Origin of the sequence: Methylobacterium soli, assembly GCF_008806385.1 — a bacterium.
Taxonomy (GTDB): Bacteria; Pseudomonadota; Alphaproteobacteria; order Rhizobiales; family Beijerinckiaceae; genus Methylobacterium; species Methylobacterium soli.
Window position 1 is genome coordinate 308,702 of the sequence record NZ_VZZK01000002.1, and the last position, 14,397, is coordinate 323,098.

Here is a 14,397-nt window from a genome sequence, read left to right on the forward strand (position 1 = left end):
CGCCCGCGATGAACGCCCTGATCGTCTTCTCGCTGCGCCAGCGCGTGCTGGTGTTCCTGATGTTCGTGGTGATGCTGGCGCTCGGCTATGCCAGCTACACGCAGCTCAACATCGAGGCCTATCCCGATCCCGTCCCGCCGCTGGTCGACGTGATCACGCAGAATCCGGGGCAATCGGCCGAGGAGATCGAGCGCTACATCACGATCCCGCTGGAGGTGGCGCTTGCCGGCATCCCGAACGCCACGGTGGTGCGCACCATCTCGCTGTTCGGCCTCTCCGACGTGAAGGTGCAATTCAACTACGTCTACACGTACCAGGAGGCGCTGCAGCGGGTGCTGAACCGGCTCTCGCAGCTGCCGCCCCTGCCGAACGGCGCCACGCCGCAGATCTCGCCGACGAGCCCGGTGGGCGAGATCATGCGCTACAAGCTCGTCGGCCCGAAGGGCTTCTCGTCCGCCGACATGAAGACCCTGCAGGATTGGGTGCTGCAGCGCCGCTTCAAGGCGATCCCCGGCGTCGTCGACGTCACGGCCTTCGGCGGCAAGGCCAAGGAATACGAGATCGCGGTCGACCTGAACCGGCTCCAGGCGCAGGGGCTGACCCTGGTCCAGCTCGTCAACGCCCTCAACAATTCGAGCATCAATGTCGGCGGCCAGACGCTCAATGTCGGCGAGCAATCGGCGGTGGTGCGCGGCGTCGGCCTGATCCGCGACATCGACGACATCAAGGACACGCTGCTCACGCAGGTGAACGGCACCCCGGTGCTGGTGCGGGACGTCGCCGATGTCCGCGTCTCGAACGCGCCGCGCCTGGGCATCGTCGGGCACGACGATCAGAACGACATCGTCGAGGGCATCGTGCTGATGAGCCGCGGCGGCCAGAGCCTGCCGACCTTGCGCCGGGTCGAGGCCGAGATCGAGAAGATCAACAGCTCGAACATCCTGCCGCCCGACGTCCGGATCGAGCGCATCTACGACCGCTCGAACCTGATCCACACCACCACCCACACGGTGATGCACAACCTCGTCTTCGGCGTGGTGCTGGTCTTCGTGGTGCAGTGGCTGTTCCTGGGGAGCCTGCGCAGCGCCATCATCGTGGCGGCCACGATCCCGTTCGCCCTCGGCTTCGCCATCCTGATCCTGGTGATGCGCGGCGATTCCGCGAACCTCCTGTCCCTCGGCGCCATCGATTTCGGGCTCATCGTCGACGCCACCGTGATCATGGTCGAGAACGTGTTCCGCCACCTCGCCGAGCCCGAGCAAGCGGAGGGCGAGCCGGCGCCGGGCGGATTGACCGGCCGCCTCGGCACCATCGCGATCGCGGGCGCCGAGGTGAACCGGGCGATCTTCTTCTCGGCCACGATCATCATCGTGGGCTTCCTGCCGCTCTTCACCATGACGGGCGTCGAGGGGCACATCTTCGGGCCGATGGCGAAGACCTACGCGTACGCGCTGCTCGGCGGCCTGCTCGCCACCTTCACGGTCTCGCCGGCCCTCTCGGCCCTGATCCTGCCCAAGCGCGTGGAGGAGCGCGACACCCTCATCGTCAAGCTCCTGCGCTTCGGGCACGTGCTGATCCTGCGCTTCGGCCTGCGCAACAAGCTGCTCTCCCTCGGCGTCACCCTGGCGATCCTGCTGGTCGCCGGCCTGGCGGCCCGCGGCCTCGGCCTCGAATTCCTGCCCAAGCTCGAGGAGGGCAACCTCTACATCCGCGGCACCATGCCGGCCTCGATCTCGCTGGAGGCCGGCAACAGCTACGTGGAGCGCCTGCGCCGGATCGTCGGCGAGATCCCGGAGGTCGTGACCGTGATCTCGCACCAGGGCCGGCCGAGCGACGGCACCGACGCGACGGGATTCTTCAACGTCGAGATCCTGGCGCCGCTCAAGCCCTTCGACACCTGGACGAAGGGCCTCGACAAGGAAACCCTGATCCGCAACCTGTCGAAGCGCCTCGACGCCGAGTTCCCCGGCATCGAGTTCAACTTCTCCCAGTATATCGAGGACAACGTGCAGGAGGCGGCCTCGGGGGTGAAGGGCGAGAACTCGGTCAAGATCTACGGCAACGACCTGAACACCATCACGAAAACCGCCGAGGCGGTGAAGGCGGTCCTGGCCACCGTGCCGGGCATCACCGACCTGTCGGTCTTCACCTCCCTCGGGCAGCCGACGGTGCGGATCGACGTCGACCGGCGCAAGGCCGCCCGGTTCGGCCTCTCCATCGGGGACGTCAACACCACCCTGCAGGCGGCCATCGGCGGCCAGATCGCGGGCGACCTCTACGAGTACGGCTCGGACCGGCACTTCCCCATGCGGGTGCGCCTCGCCCGCGAGTTCCGCCGCTCCCTGGAGACCATCCGCAACATCACGGTCGGGGCGACGAACCCGAATGGCGGCGTCGTGCAGGTGCCGCTCTCCGAGATCGCGACCGTCGAGCTCGTCTCCGGCGCGGCCTTCATCTACCGGGAGGACCAGGAGCGCTACATTCCGGTGAAGTTCTCGGTGCGCGGGCGCGACCTCGGCAGCACCGTCCTGGAGGCGCAACGCCGCGTCGCCGACTCGGTGCAGATGCCGGCGGGCTATCACTTCGAATGGGTCGGCCAGTTCACGAACCTGCAGGACGCGGTGCAGCGCCTGACCATCGTGGTCCCGATCACGCTGGCGCTGATCGCCCTCCTGCTGTTCATCAACTTCTCCTCCGTCACCGACATGCTGCTCGGGCTCTCGGTGATTCCGATGGCGATGATCGGCGGGATCTTCGCGCTCGCCCTCACGGGGACGCCGTTCTCGATCTCGGCCGCGATCGGCTTCATCGCGCTGTTCGGCATCTCCACCATGGAAGGCGTGATCCTGCTCGCCTATTACAACCAGCTCATCGACGAGGGCTGGAACCGGGGCGAGGCGGTGTGGCATGCCGCCAACGTGCGGATGCGGCCCGTGATGATGACCTGCGTCGCCGCCTGCGTCGGCCTGCTGCCGGCCGCGGTCTCCACCGGCATCGGCTCGCAGGTGCAGAAGCCCCTGGCGCTGGTGGTGGTGGGCGGCATCCTGCTCGCCCCCAACCTGATCCTCGTGGTGGTGCCGATCCTGATCTCGCTGTTCTCCCGGCGCCGGCCGAACCCCGAAGCGAGGCCGGTCCAGCACCGGGCGGCGGCCTGATGCCCGTGTTCCCGGAGCCACAGCCGCGCCCCGGCATCGCGCGGGCGCGACCTGCGGCGTTGACAGGAAACCGGCCGACCGCCCTGTACTCGGGCGCGATTTCGCGCGGGTCCGGGGGCGGCATGGCAGGGGCAGCCTCAGGCAATCGGCACGGGCGGCCGCCCGGCGGCCGCCCGCGCGCCGCGGCCGCGTGCCTGTCCGGACTGGCGCTCGCGCTCGGCCTGAACGCCTGCGCGGTGGGGCCGGATTACGTCGCCCCGCTCGACCCGCCGGTGACGCGCTACACCAAGGAGCGCCTGAAGAACCCGAGCGCGGCGGACGCGATCCGCACGACGCAGGGAGGCTCGGCCGACCAGAGCTTCGTGTCGGGCGCCGACATCCCGGGCCAGTGGTGGACCCTGTTCCGCTCGAAGGCGCTCAACCGCCTCGTCGAGGAGGCGCTGGCCAACAACCCGACCCTGGAGGCCGCCCAGGCCACCCTGCAGGTGGCGCGCCAGAACGTCGAGGCCCAGAAGGGAACCCTGTTCCCGACGGTCACGGCGAACCCGCAGGCCCAGGGCGCCAAGGCGCCGGGCCTCGACCTGCAATCGCCCCTGCAGAACCAGAACCGCTTTTTCTACAGCCTCTACACGCCGCAGCTCGCGATCTCGTTCAACCCGGACGTGTTCGGGGGCAACCGGCGCCAGATCGCGTCGTTGGAGGCCCAGGCCGAGAACCAGCGCTTCCAGCTCGAGGCCGCCTACCTGTCGCTCACCGCCAACGTGGTGGCGGCGGCGATCCAGGAGGCGAGCCTGCGCGCCCAGATCGACGCCACGAAGCGGGTGATCCAGGCCCAGACCGAGGTGCTGCAGCTCTACAACAAGCAGCTCTCGCTGGGTCAGATCGCGGGCGCCGACGTGGTGCAGCAGCAGGCGGCCCTGTCGCTGTCGCAGCAATTGCTGCCGCCGCTGGAGCGCCAGCTCGCGCAGCAGCGCAACCTCCTGACGGCTCTGGCCGGGCGCCTGCCGAGCGAGGAGGTCGCCGAGACCTTCACGCTGGCGCAGCTCCACCTGCCGACGAAGCTGCCCGTGAGCCTGCCCTCGCGCCTCGTGCAGCAGCGCCCGGACGTGAAGGCCGCCGAGGCCCAGGTGCATCAGGCGAGCGCGGATGTGGGGGTCGCGGTGGCGAACCGCCTGCCGCAGTTCAACATCACGGCCACCGGGGGCGCGAGCGCCGTGCGGCTGGCGCAGCTCGCCAATCCGGGCGCCGCCTTCTTCTCGATCATCGGCCAGGCGACGCAGCCCCTCTTCGACGCCGGCACGCTCTATCGCCGCCAGCGCGCCAGCGAGGAGAACCTCGTGGGCGTCCAGGCGCAGTACCGCGCCACCGTCATCGGCGCCTTCCAGAACGTCGCCGACGCGCTGCGCGCCCTCCAATCCGACGCGCGGGCGGTGGCGGCCGCCTCGGCCGCCGAGAAGGCGACGGCGCAAAGCGTCGAGCTGATCCGCAAGCAATACACCGCCGGCTCGGTCAACGGCGCGGTGGTGCTGCTCGCCCAGCAGGGCTACCTGCAGGCCCTCGTGACCCAGGCCCAGGCCCGGGCCAACCAATATTCTGACACCGCGGCCCTGTTCCAGGCGCTGGGCGGCGGCTGGTGGAACCGCATGGACGTCGCCCCCAACCCGCCGGAGACGGACCCGGCCAAATTCCTGTAAGGCCGAGGTCCCGCAGGCCAAATTTTGGCACAACAGGTTCCTGCCCCCGAAGCCGGCCTCGGGGGCGTCGCGGCGCTCAGGCCGCCCGGACCGTGGCGAGGAAGCGCTGCACCTCGGCGCCGAGATGCTCGGACTGGCGCGACAATTCGGAGGCCGAGGCCAGGACCTGGGCGGCGGCAGCCCCCGTCTCCTCGGAGGCGCGCGCGACGCCCGCGATGTTGCGGGTGACCTCGCTGGTGCCGGCCGAGGCCTGGGAGACGTTGCGGACGATCTCCTGGGTCGCCGCACCCTGCTCCTCCACCGCCGCCGCGATCGTGGTCGCCACCGCGTTGATCTCGCGGATCCGGCCCGAGATCGTCCCGATCGCCGTGACCGCCTGACCGGTCGCACCCTGGATCTGGGTGATCTGGCCGGAGATCTCGTCGGTCGCCCGCGCCGTCTGGCTCGCCAGTTCCTTGACCTCGGCCGCCACCACGGCAAAGCCCCGTCCCGCCTCGCCGGCGCGCGCCGCCTCGATGGTGGCGTTGAGCGCCAGCAGGTTCGTCTGGTTCGCGATGTTCGAGATCAGCCCCACCATGTCGCCGATCCGGGCGGAGGTCTGGCTGAGGGCGTTGACGAGGCCGGCGGTCTGGTCGGCCTCCGAGACGGCGCGCTGCGCGAGGCTCGCCGAGCCCGTCACCTGGCGCCCGATCTCCCCCACCGACGAGCCGAGTTCCTCGGCCGCCGCCGCCACGGTCTGGACATTGGCCCCGGCTTCCTCGGCGGCCGCCGCCACGGTGGTGGACTGGCTCGCGGTCTCGGCGGCGGTCGCGGTCATCTGCTGGGCGGTGGCCTGGAGTTCGGTGGCGGAGGACGAGACCTGGCCGACGATGCCCCCGACGGCGCGCTCGAACCCGTCGGCGAGCTCCATCATGGCGCGGCGGCGTGCGGCAGAGGCGGCCATCTCGGCCTGCCGCTTGACCTCCGCATCCGTCAGCGCCTTGCGGGCGACCATGGCCTTGATGCCCGCCACCGCGCGCCCCACCGCCCCGATCTCGTCGCCGCGCTCGGCCTGGCGGATCTCGGCCTCGATCTCGCCCGCCTCCATCCGCTGCAGCACGTGAACCAGGCCGGCGAGCGGCCGGGTGATGCTGAGGATCACGATCGCGCCCGCGAGGGAAGCGGCGACGAGGAGGCCGGCGGAGCCGAGGCCGATCAGCATCCGGGTGCCCATCTCGGCTTCCTCGGTGGCGTGCACCTTCGCGGCCTCGAGCTCCCCAGCCAGGTTGGTGCTGCGGGCCCGCAGCCATGCGTTGAGCTTGGCGCGGGCGCTCGCCGTCTCCTCGCGCACGGCGCGATAGGCCTCCTGGGCCTTCTGATCCGCCGTGAAGGCACCGCTCCGGTTGAGGAGCGCGAAGAAGGCATCGAGGTTTCGACGCATGTCCTCGTTCAACGCGCGCCGCTCCGGCGAATCCGAGATGGCGATGAGCCGGTCGACATTCTCGCGCGCCTCCGTCATCGCGGCCAATTGGCGAGTCTTGTAGCCGCTCAGCATCTCCGGTCGGGTCTCGAGGAGGAGGTTGCGATCCATCAACGTGGCCTCGGTCAGCCCATCCTGGACCCGCGCCAGGAAGGTTTGCCGTGCCGCCTGCACATCCACGATGGCGCCCGTCCGCTGCGCGAGGCCGTGCATCACCGAGCGGGCATAGACGATCAGTCCCGCGCCCATCGCGAGGGTCAGGAGGAAGGGCAAGGCGATCTTGATGATGAACGGGGTGTTGTTCAGGGTTCGCATCGTGGCCCTCTCGCAATTTTTGTCATCTCCCGAAAATCATTCAGCCTCGGATGATTAAATGTGGGTTAAAACACCGAACCTATGCGATAATTCAACCTAAAATTGTCAACTCAATAGAGCACATCTCAGAAAAATTCCAATATAGTGGGGAGAATGACAGAATATCCCGAACCCGCTCTATTTCGCTGCTCAGGCCCGCGCGAAAGCCGGGGCGAAGTCTTCCGCGCGGGAATGTGGCCGCCGCCATGATGCGAATCCGGGCGGGTCCGTCGTCCGGCCCGATCGCCGCGTGGACGCGACAGAATTCCCGCTTTCGCGATGCCGCCTGGACGATCTGCGCCGTGCGCTCCACCATCCCCGAACGTGACGTGCTGGCCGGCTAATCGATCGGACCCGGGATCATCGACGGCCAAAGCGCAGAAACTTGCCGGCCTGATCGATCCGTGACACCTTCGATCCGTGAAGACGCCCGATGCGGCGATCTCGTCGGCCGCCCCGTCTCGCGCCTCTGTTTCCCATGGCCATTCGGGCCATCGGCAGGAGGTTGCCATGGCTGTCACGCTCACCCCCTCCGCGATGTCATCGAGGTACGCCGGCCGCCGGTCGATCACCTGCGACGACCCGGACCGCCGGGACCTGCTCTGCGGCGGGGGCGCCCTGGCGATGAACCTGCTTCTGGCGGGACTTCTCGGCACTTCGCGGCCAGCCCGCGCCCAGGCGCTCGCCGGCCCAGTGCCGGACCTCGACGAGGTCACGGTTCGGATCGTCACGGACAGCTACCAGTTCGCCGTCGGGCCGAAGACCCGCAAGGCGGACAACCTCTTGATCGAGCATTTCGGCTGGGGGATCAGCCCGGATCATCCGCCCGGCCCGACCCTGGTCAGCGAGTTCGGCCTGTCCCTGCACGCCACGACCCGGCGCGGCGAGGAAACCCGGCGGACGCTGGTGGATTTCGGCTTCACCCCGCAGGCGCTCACCAACAATCTCGGATTGCTGGGAATGCAGGCGGGCGATCTCGATGCGCTCGTGCTCAGCCACGGCCATTACGACCATTTCGGCGGGCTCGCCGGCTTCCTGGCGGCGAGCAAGGGCAGGCTGAAATCCAAGCTCCCCCTCCATGTCGGCGGCGAGGATTGCTTCTGCGCCCGGGACTGGACCGCGCCGCCCGTGAAGGGTGATTTCGGGGTCATCGACCGCAAGGGCCTGGGGGAGGCCGATCTCGCGGTGACCTCGACCGAGCGGCCTGCCCTCGTGGCGGATCACGGCTTCACCTCGGGCCAGATTGGGCAGCGCAGCTTCGAGAAGATCCTGTCGCCGAGCGCCATGCGGCTCGGGATACGGGACGGGGTCGGCTGCAATCCCGAGAGTTTGGCCACGGCCGATCCCCAGCAGGGCCCAATCCCGGACCAGTTCCAGCACGAGATCGCGACGGCCTTCAACGTGAGGGGACGCGGACTCGTCATCCTGACCTCGTGCAGCCACCGGGGCGTCGTGAACGCGATCCGGCAGGCGCAAGCCGTCTCCGGCATCAACAAGGTGCACGCGGTGATCGGCGGCTTCCACCTCGCGCCGTATCAGCCGGATTACCTGCGCGAGACCCTCGCGGCGTTGCAGGCGATCAGCCCCGACCACGTCGTGCCGCTGCATTGCTCGGGCGAAATCTTCTACGAGATGGCCAAGGCGGAGATGCCGGCCAAGCTGGTGCGCGCCTATACGGGCACGCGCCTCACCTTCTCGGCCGCGGCGGCCTGAGATCTCGGCGCGGGATCCCGCCGAACCCGGGGCGTCCTTCGGCCAGGACGTGACTGGTCCGGCACCGGGGCATTCAGGCGGCAAGGGCCTCCACCGGCGATGCCGGGCCCCGGATCGCCCCACCGGACAGGGGCCAGGCCTGAGCGCTCACGCCCCGATGACGTGCAGCACGATCTCCCGGCGATGCGGACGGTCCCGGTGCTCGATGAGGTAGATCCCCTGCCACGTGCCGAGCGCGAGCCGCCCGCCGGCCAGCGGGATCGACAGGCTCACGGCGGTCAGCATCGTGCGGATATGCGCCGGCATGTCGTCGGGCCCCTCCGCGCCGTGGACATAGCCCGCGTGACGCGGGGCGAGGCCGTCGAGCGCTGTCATCAGGTCGGTCTGCACGTCCGGGTCCGCGTTCTCCTGGATCGTCAGGGAGGCCGAGGTGTGGCGGCAGAACACGCTCACGAGCCCGTCCCGCAGGCCGCTCCGGGCCACGAAGGCGGCGACGGGCGCGGTGAAATCCGTGAAGCCCTGCCCGGGCGTCGCGATGGTGAGCGTGGCGCTGGCCTGACGCCGGATCTCGCCCTCGGCGAAGTCCTCGACCGTGCCGATCCGTCCCTGCCGCATGTCCCGTCTCACGCCTCTTCCTCGGCCAGACGGGCCCCCGGGGCGATCTCGCGCTCGCCGCGTTCGAGGATGCGCTCCAGCAGCTCGATCCGGTCCGCCTCGGCGGCGGGCTTGTCCCAGCGGATGCGGCTCACCCGGGGGAACCGCATGGCGACGCCGGATTTGTGCCGCGTCGAGCGCTGCACCCCCTCGAAGGCGATCTCCAGCACCAGCCCCGTGTCCGGGCCGTAGGCGACCTCGCGCACCGGACCGAAGCGTTTGGTGGTGTGGTTGCGGACGTAGCGGTCGAGCTTCTGCAGCTCCGCATCCGTGAAGCCGTGATAGGCCTTGCCCACCGGCACGAGCTCGGCGCCGCCCTCTGGGGCCTCGCGCCAGACCCCGAACGTGTAGTCGGAATAGAACGACGAGCGCTTCCCGTGGCCGCGCTGGGCATACATCATCACGGCGTCGACGAGGTGGGGCTCGCGCTTCCACTTCCACCAGGGCCCCTTGGGGCGGCCCGGCAGGTAGGCGCTGTTGACCCGCTTCAGCATCACGCCCTCGATGGCGTCGGCATCCTCGCCCGCCCCGACCGAGGCCGGATCGGCCCGGGCCGCGGCCAGCTCCTCCCAGGTCGCGAAGGGCACGAGCGGCGAGAGGTCGATGCGGGCGTGGTCGAGCCCGGCCACGAAGGCTTCGAGCCGGGCGCGGCGCTCGCCGAACGGCAGCGGGCGCAGGTCCTCGCCCTCCGCCGTCAGGATGTCGTAGGCCCGCATATGGGCCGGGAATTCCTCCAGGAGCTTGGCCGTGACGGCCTTGCGGTTGAGGCGCTGCTGCAGGACGTTGAAGCTCTGCACCCGGCCCTCGCGCAGGATCAACAATTCGCCGTCCAGCGCGCCCGTGAAGGTGATCGCCTCGGCGAGGTCCGGGAAGGCGCCCGAGATGTCCTCGCCGGTGCGCGAGTAGATCCGGGCGACCTGTTGGCCCTCCCGGTCCCGCCCGCCGACGAGCTGCACCCGGATGCCGTCCCATTTCCACTCGCCCGAGAAGGCCTGCGGGTCGAGCTTCGCGAAATCGCTGTCCTCCTCGATCGGATGCGACAGCATCGAGGGCCGGAACGGGGCCGGGTTCAGGGTCTCGGGGCGCTCGCCCCCGCCCGAGACCCAGGCGAACAGCGTCTCGTAGGGCGGCGCGAGCCCGTGCCAGACCTCCTCCACCGCATCCGCTTCGTGGCCGCCGAGCGCCGCGACCGCGGTCTTGGCGAGCCGCGCCGAGACGCCGACGCGGAGATTGCCGGTGACGAGCTTCAGGAGCGCCCAGCGCCCGGTCTCGTCGAGCGCGTCGAGCCAATCCGCGAGGTGGCGCGGCAGGTCGGCCTTGCGGGTCGTCGACAGCGTCTCGACGACCTCCGCGAGGCTCGGCACCTGCGGCGGCGGGTTGTTGTGCCCGGGTCCCGGGCTCGCCGGACCGTTCAGGCCGGGCCGCTCCACCTCTCCCGTTCGGGAGAGGTCGCGTCCGCGGGACGCGGACCGGGTGGGGGCTGCGCCTTCTCCGGACTCGGCGAGCCCCTCACCCTGTCCCTCTCCCGCACGGGAGAGGGGACCCGCGCCCTGTCCCTCTCCCGCACGGGAGAGGGGACCCGCGCCCGGTTCGCCGCCGGGGGCAGGCCAGATCAGCGCCGTCGTCTCGGCGAGGTCGCCGACATAATTGTGCGAGAGCCGGAACAGGACGGGGTCGATCCGGGCCTCGACGAGACCGCGGATCAGGGCGGGCTTGGCCTCCCGGAAGCTCAGGCCGCCCGTCATGGCGGCGAGCGCGTAGCCGCGCTCAGGGTCCCCCGCATGCGCGAAGTAATCCTGCAGGAGCCGGAGCTTGGCGTTGCGGCGGGGCTCGTAGGCGAGACGGTCGAGGAGGTGAGCGAAGTCGTTCACGGGCTCGCCTCCAAATCCACCGCCGCGCCCGCAGGTCCGGGAGCGGGCCCGGCGGTGGATTCGGAGGCGGATTCGGAGGCGCCCTCGACCTCCTCGTCGCCGTAGCCGAGCAGGTGCAGGGGCTTGGCCCGGATGCCTTGCGTGCCGCACCAATGCACCAGGGCGTCCTCCTGCCCATGCGTCACCCAGACCTCCTCGGCGCCGGTCTCCCGTATGGTGCGGCAGAGGTCCGGCCAGTCCGAATGGTCCGAGATGACAAGGGGCAGCTCGACGCCCTTCTGGCGCGCCCGCGCCCGCACCCGCATCCACCCCGACGCGAAGGCGGTGACGGGGTCGGGGAACTTGCGCGACCAGACGTCCTGGATCGAGGAGGGCGGGCACAGCACGATGGCGCCGTGGAGCTTGGCGCGCTCGGCCGCCACCACCTTCGGGGTCTCGCCGAGCCGGATGCCCTCGCGCTTGTAGAGCTCGGTCAGCTTCTCCATGGCGCCGTGCAGGTAGATCGGCCGGTCGTAGCCGGCCTCCCGCAGCAGCGCCATGACGCGCTGCGCCTTGCCGAGCGCGTAGGCGCCGACGATGTGGGCGCGCTCGGGAAACAGGGCCACGGAGGCCAGGAGCTTGGCGACCTCCTCGCTGGTATCGGGCATCCGGAACACCGGCAGCCCGAAGGTCGCCTCGGTGATGAAGACGTCGCAGGGCACGACCTCGAAGGGCAGGCAGGTGGGATCGCGCGCCCGCTTGTAATCGCCCGAGACCACGACGCGCACGCCCTCGGCCTCGATGGCGATCTGGGCCGAGCCCAGCACGTGGCCGGCGGGGGCGAAGCGCACCGTGACGTCGCCGATGCGGATCGGCTCGCCGAGCTTGGCCTCCTGGCGCGTGCGGCAGAAATCCTCGCCGTAGCGCACCGCCATGATCCGCAGGGTCTCGCCCGTGGCGAGGACGCTGCCGTGCCCGGCGCGGGCATGGTCGGCATGCCCATGCGTGATCAGCGCCCGCGCCACCGGCCAGGTCGGATCGACGTGGAAGCCCCCGAGGGGGCAGTACAGACCTTCGCGGGTCAGGGTGAGGAGATCGCTGGCGCGTAACGGCATCGGCCGGGCATATAGGGCGCCGATCCGCGCGGCATCACCCGCACCTGCATGAACCCGCACCCGCACGAACCCGCACCTGCATGAGCCTCCAGTTCACCTCCGGCGACGTCCGCGCCGATCGTCGCTACGCCTATGCGGAGGGCTGCCTCGGGGATGGGGATGCCGCGGCCGCCGCCGAGATGGCCGAGCAGGCCCTCGAACTCGCCCCCCGCTACGCCGCGGCCTGGCTCCTCCTCGGCCGGGCGCGCGAGGCGCTGCACGCCGCGTCCGGGTCCGAGGGCGATTTCCAGGCGGCGTTGCGGGCCTACGCGGCGGCCCTCGACCTCGACCCTGAGGATACACTGGGGAGCCGGGTGCGCCTGATCCAGCTCGGCGGCGGCGATCCGGCGGCGGCCATGTCGCGGGCCTACCTGCGCGCCCTGTTCGACGGCTACGCGGCGCGGTTCGAGCGCCATCTCGTCGGCAGCCTGGCCTATCGCGGGCCCGAGATGCTCCGCGCCGCCCTCGACGCGCTGCCGGGCGCGCCGTCCCGGTTCGAGACCGTGCTCGATCTCGGCTGCGGCACCGGCCTGATGGGGGCCGCCCTCGCAGGGCGGTTCGGCCGGCTCGCGGGCGTCGACCTCTCCCCCGCCATGCTGGCGCAGGCCGAGCGGCGGCGCCTCTATGAGCGCCTGCATCTCGGCGACCTGACGGCCTTCCTCGAAGCGGAGCCCGAGGCCTCGGCCGATCTCTGCGTCGCGGCCGACGTCTTCATCTACGTGGGAGAGCTGGGGCCGGCGCTCGCCGCGATCGCGCGGGTTCTGCGCCCCGGGGGCCTCGCAGCCTTCACGGTGCAGTCGCATGAAGGCGCCGGCATCATCCTCGGGGCCGATGCCCGCTTCGCCCATGCGGACGCCTATCTCGACGCGGCCTGCGCGGCGGCGGGCCTGCGGACGGCGATGCGGGCGCCGGCCGCGATCCGGCGCGAGCGCGGCCGCGACGTGCCCGGACGCCTTTTAATCCTGGCCAGGCCCGAGCCCGGAGCCTGCGAAACCTGAGCCCGCGCGAGACCGATCACGGTTTCGAGACCTGCCCGGGATCGAGGCGCTTTTTCGGTGAACCTCTGGGCGCCTGAGCACTTACTCCGCTTGGCCGGCCAGGACGGATCGGCGCTCGGGGAACGACATGGCGGATGCGGTGAAGCAGGACAAATCCTTTCCGGCGAGCGCCGGCACGCGCATTCCCTTCGCCCTCGCCCTGTCGGCCCTGGCGGGCTGCGCGGATTCGATCGGCTTCCTCGAATATTCGCAGCTCTTCATGTCCTTCATGTCCGGCAACACCACCCGCTTCGGCGTCGCGGTGGCGGGCGCCGACTGGGAGAACACCCTGCGCGTCACCACCACCATCATGGTGTTCTGCTTCGGCGCCTTCCTGGGCACCCTGATCGCGGCCTGGGTCGGCCGCTGGCGGCTCGCGGTCCTGCTGACCATCCAGGCCGCCCTGATGGCCATCGGCCTGGTCATGCCCTGGGGCAGCTTCTCGTTTCCGCTCCACGCCTACCCGATCGTGCTGGCGCTCGGCCTGCAGAACGCCACGCTGCAGGACGAGGATGGGCGCAGCCTCGCGCTGACCTACGTCACGGGCGCCGTGGTGCGCTTCGGCACCGGCGTCGCGAACCTCCTGCTCGGCACGGTCTCGTCGTCGTTCTGGCTCCAGGCCCCGCTCTGGGCGGCCCTCAGTTCCGGCGCCGTGATCGGGGGCCTCCTGCAGATCCGCTACGGCGAGAGCGCCTTCCTGTTCCCGGCCGCCCTGGCGGCCTTGCTCGCCGTCGTGGCGGTGGTGATGACGCTGGCCAGGCCCGGCAGCCCCCTCGTCGCCGGCTCCTCGCCGGCCCCGGACGCGGCGCCGCACGCCATGCCGGTCGATGCGATCCATTGAGGGTTGCCGCGGCGGGCCCTCAATCGGTGAGGCCGGCGCCGCGCAGGCGCTTCGTGGCACCGCGCTTCGCCTTGGACTCGAGCCGCCGCTTCTTGGAGGCGAGGGTCGGGCGGGTGGCGCGCCGCGGCGTCGGCGGCACGGCCGCCTCGGCCACCAGCTCGGCCAGGCGCTCGCGGGCATCGGCGCGGTTGCGCTCCTGGGTGCGGAAGCGCTGCGCCGTGATGACCAGGATGCCGTCCGCCGTGAGCCGCCGACCGGCGAGGCGCATCAGCCGGACCGCGACCGCATCCGGCAGCGCAGCGGAGCGGCGCACGTCGAAGCGCAGCTGCACCGCGGTCGAGAGCTTGTTGACGTTCTGCCCGCCGGGGCCGGACGCGCGGATGAAGGTTTCCGCCAGCTCCGCCTCGTCGATGGCGATGTGGGGGGTGCATTGCAGGGCCACGATCGCCATCTCCGGGAAGGCCGCCGAAGATCTCAGGAATGGAT

10 protein-coding genes are annotated in these 14,397 nt (G+C 70.5%); 5 read left to right on the forward strand and 5 right to left on the reverse strand.

Annotated elements, in window-relative coordinates; translation table 11 throughout:
* Positions 1–8 precede the first annotated feature (8 nt).
* Both F6X53_RS03600 and F6X53_RS03605 read left to right on the forward strand, forming a co-directional pair.
* Positions 9–3,155 carry an efflux RND transporter permease subunit gene (locus tag F6X53_RS03600; RefSeq protein WP_150997303.1) on the forward strand — a complete coding sequence of 1,049 codons (3,147 nt, stop codon included), beginning with the start codon at positions 9–11 and terminating at the stop codon, positions 3,153–3,155.
* 122 nt (positions 3,156–3,277) lie between these two features.
* Entirely contained in the window at positions 3,278–4,849 is a 1,572-nt protein-coding gene (locus F6X53_RS03605; protein WP_150997305.1) for an efflux transporter outer membrane subunit, read from the forward strand.
* A gap of 76 nt (positions 4,850–4,925) precedes the next feature.
* Here the strand turns inward: F6X53_RS03605 and F6X53_RS03610 are convergent, their stop codons facing one another.
* Complete coding sequence (locus F6X53_RS03610; protein ID WP_150997307.1) at positions 4,926–6,623, reverse strand: methyl-accepting chemotaxis protein; 1,698 nt, start codon at positions 6,621–6,623, stop codon at positions 4,926–4,928.
* A gap of 549 nt (positions 6,624–7,172) precedes the next feature.
* Here F6X53_RS03610 and F6X53_RS03615 point away from each other — a divergent pair.
* The gene (locus F6X53_RS03615) at positions 7,173–8,375 is read left to right on the forward strand and encodes an MBL fold metallo-hydrolase (RefSeq protein ID WP_150997309.1); all 1,203 of its coding nucleotides are present in this window, start codon (positions 7,173–7,175) and stop codon (positions 8,373–8,375) included.
* A 147-nt stretch (positions 8,376–8,522) separates the two neighbouring features.
* Here the strand turns inward: F6X53_RS03615 and F6X53_RS03620 are convergent, their stop codons facing one another.
* The 3 genes from F6X53_RS03620 to F6X53_RS03630 are packed head-to-tail and all read right to left on the reverse strand — an operon-like array spanning position 8,523 to position 11,994.
* Positions 8,523–8,990: a secondary thiamine-phosphate synthase enzyme YjbQ gene (locus F6X53_RS03620; protein ID WP_150997311.1), complete on the reverse strand. Its 468-nt coding sequence runs from the start codon at positions 8,988–8,990 to the stop codon at positions 8,523–8,525.
* An 8-nt stretch (positions 8,991–8,998) separates the two neighbouring features.
* A complete protein-coding gene (locus tag F6X53_RS03625) occupies positions 8,999–10,900 on the reverse strand; it encodes a cisplatin damage response ATP-dependent DNA ligase (protein ID WP_150997313.1) in 1,902 nt (633 codons plus the stop codon).
* Positions 10,897–11,994, reverse strand: coding sequence for a ligase-associated DNA damage response exonuclease (locus F6X53_RS03630; protein ID WP_150997315.1), 1,098 nt, complete (start codon positions 11,992–11,994; stop codon positions 10,897–10,899). Before F6X53_RS03630 ends, F6X53_RS03625 begins: the two co-directional genes overlap by 4 nt.
* 80 nt (positions 11,995–12,074) lie before the next feature.
* On the opposite strand from F6X53_RS03630, the gene F6X53_RS03635 reads away from it, so the two are divergent.
* Both F6X53_RS03635 and F6X53_RS03640 read left to right on the forward strand, forming a co-directional pair.
* The gene (locus tag F6X53_RS03635) at positions 12,075–13,031 is read left to right on the forward strand and encodes a class I SAM-dependent DNA methyltransferase (protein WP_150997316.1); all 957 of its coding nucleotides are present in this window, start codon (positions 12,075–12,077) and stop codon (positions 13,029–13,031) included.
* A 127-nt stretch (positions 13,032–13,158) separates the two neighbouring features.
* Positions 13,159–13,911 (forward strand): YoaK family protein, encoded by a 753-nt coding sequence (locus F6X53_RS03640; protein WP_150997318.1) that lies wholly within the window; start codon positions 13,159–13,161, stop codon positions 13,909–13,911.
* A gap of 19 nt (positions 13,912–13,930) precedes the next feature.
* Here the strand turns inward: F6X53_RS03640 and arfB are convergent, their stop codons facing one another.
* Positions 13,931–14,353 carry an alternative ribosome rescue aminoacyl-tRNA hydrolase ArfB gene (gene arfB / locus F6X53_RS03645; protein ID WP_238296027.1) on the reverse strand — a complete coding sequence of 141 codons (423 nt, stop codon included), beginning with the start codon at positions 14,351–14,353 and terminating at the stop codon, positions 13,931–13,933.
* Positions 14,354–14,397: the final 44 nt, after the last annotated feature.

Bases quoted from the DNA above. Each gene is read 5' to 3' on its own strand.
- F6X53_RS03600 (WP_150997303.1), top strand. From the start codon at position 9: ATGAACGCCCTGATCGTCTTCTCGCTGCGCCAGCGCGTGCTGGTGTTC.
- F6X53_RS03605 (WP_150997305.1), top strand. From the start codon at position 3,278: ATGGCAGGGGCAGCCTCAGGCAATCGGCACGGGCGGCCGCCCGGCGGC.
- F6X53_RS03610 (WP_150997307.1), bottom strand. From the start codon at position 6,623: ATGCGAACCCTGAACAACACCCCGTTCATCATCAAGATCGCCTTGCCC.
- F6X53_RS03615 (WP_150997309.1), top strand. From the start codon at position 7,173: ATGGCTGTCACGCTCACCCCCTCCGCGATGTCATCGAGGTACGCCGGC.
- F6X53_RS03620 (WP_150997311.1), bottom strand. From the start codon at position 8,990: ATGCGGCAGGGACGGATCGGCACGGTCGAGGACTTCGCCGAGGGCGAG.
- F6X53_RS03630 (WP_150997315.1), bottom strand. From the start codon at position 11,994: ATGCCGTTACGCGCCAGCGATCTCCTCACCCTGACCCGCGAAGGTCTG.
- F6X53_RS03635 (WP_150997316.1), top strand. From the start codon at position 12,075: ATGAGCCTCCAGTTCACCTCCGGCGACGTCCGCGCCGATCGTCGCTAC.
- F6X53_RS03640 (WP_150997318.1), top strand. From the start codon at position 13,159: ATGGCGGATGCGGTGAAGCAGGACAAATCCTTTCCGGCGAGCGCCGGC.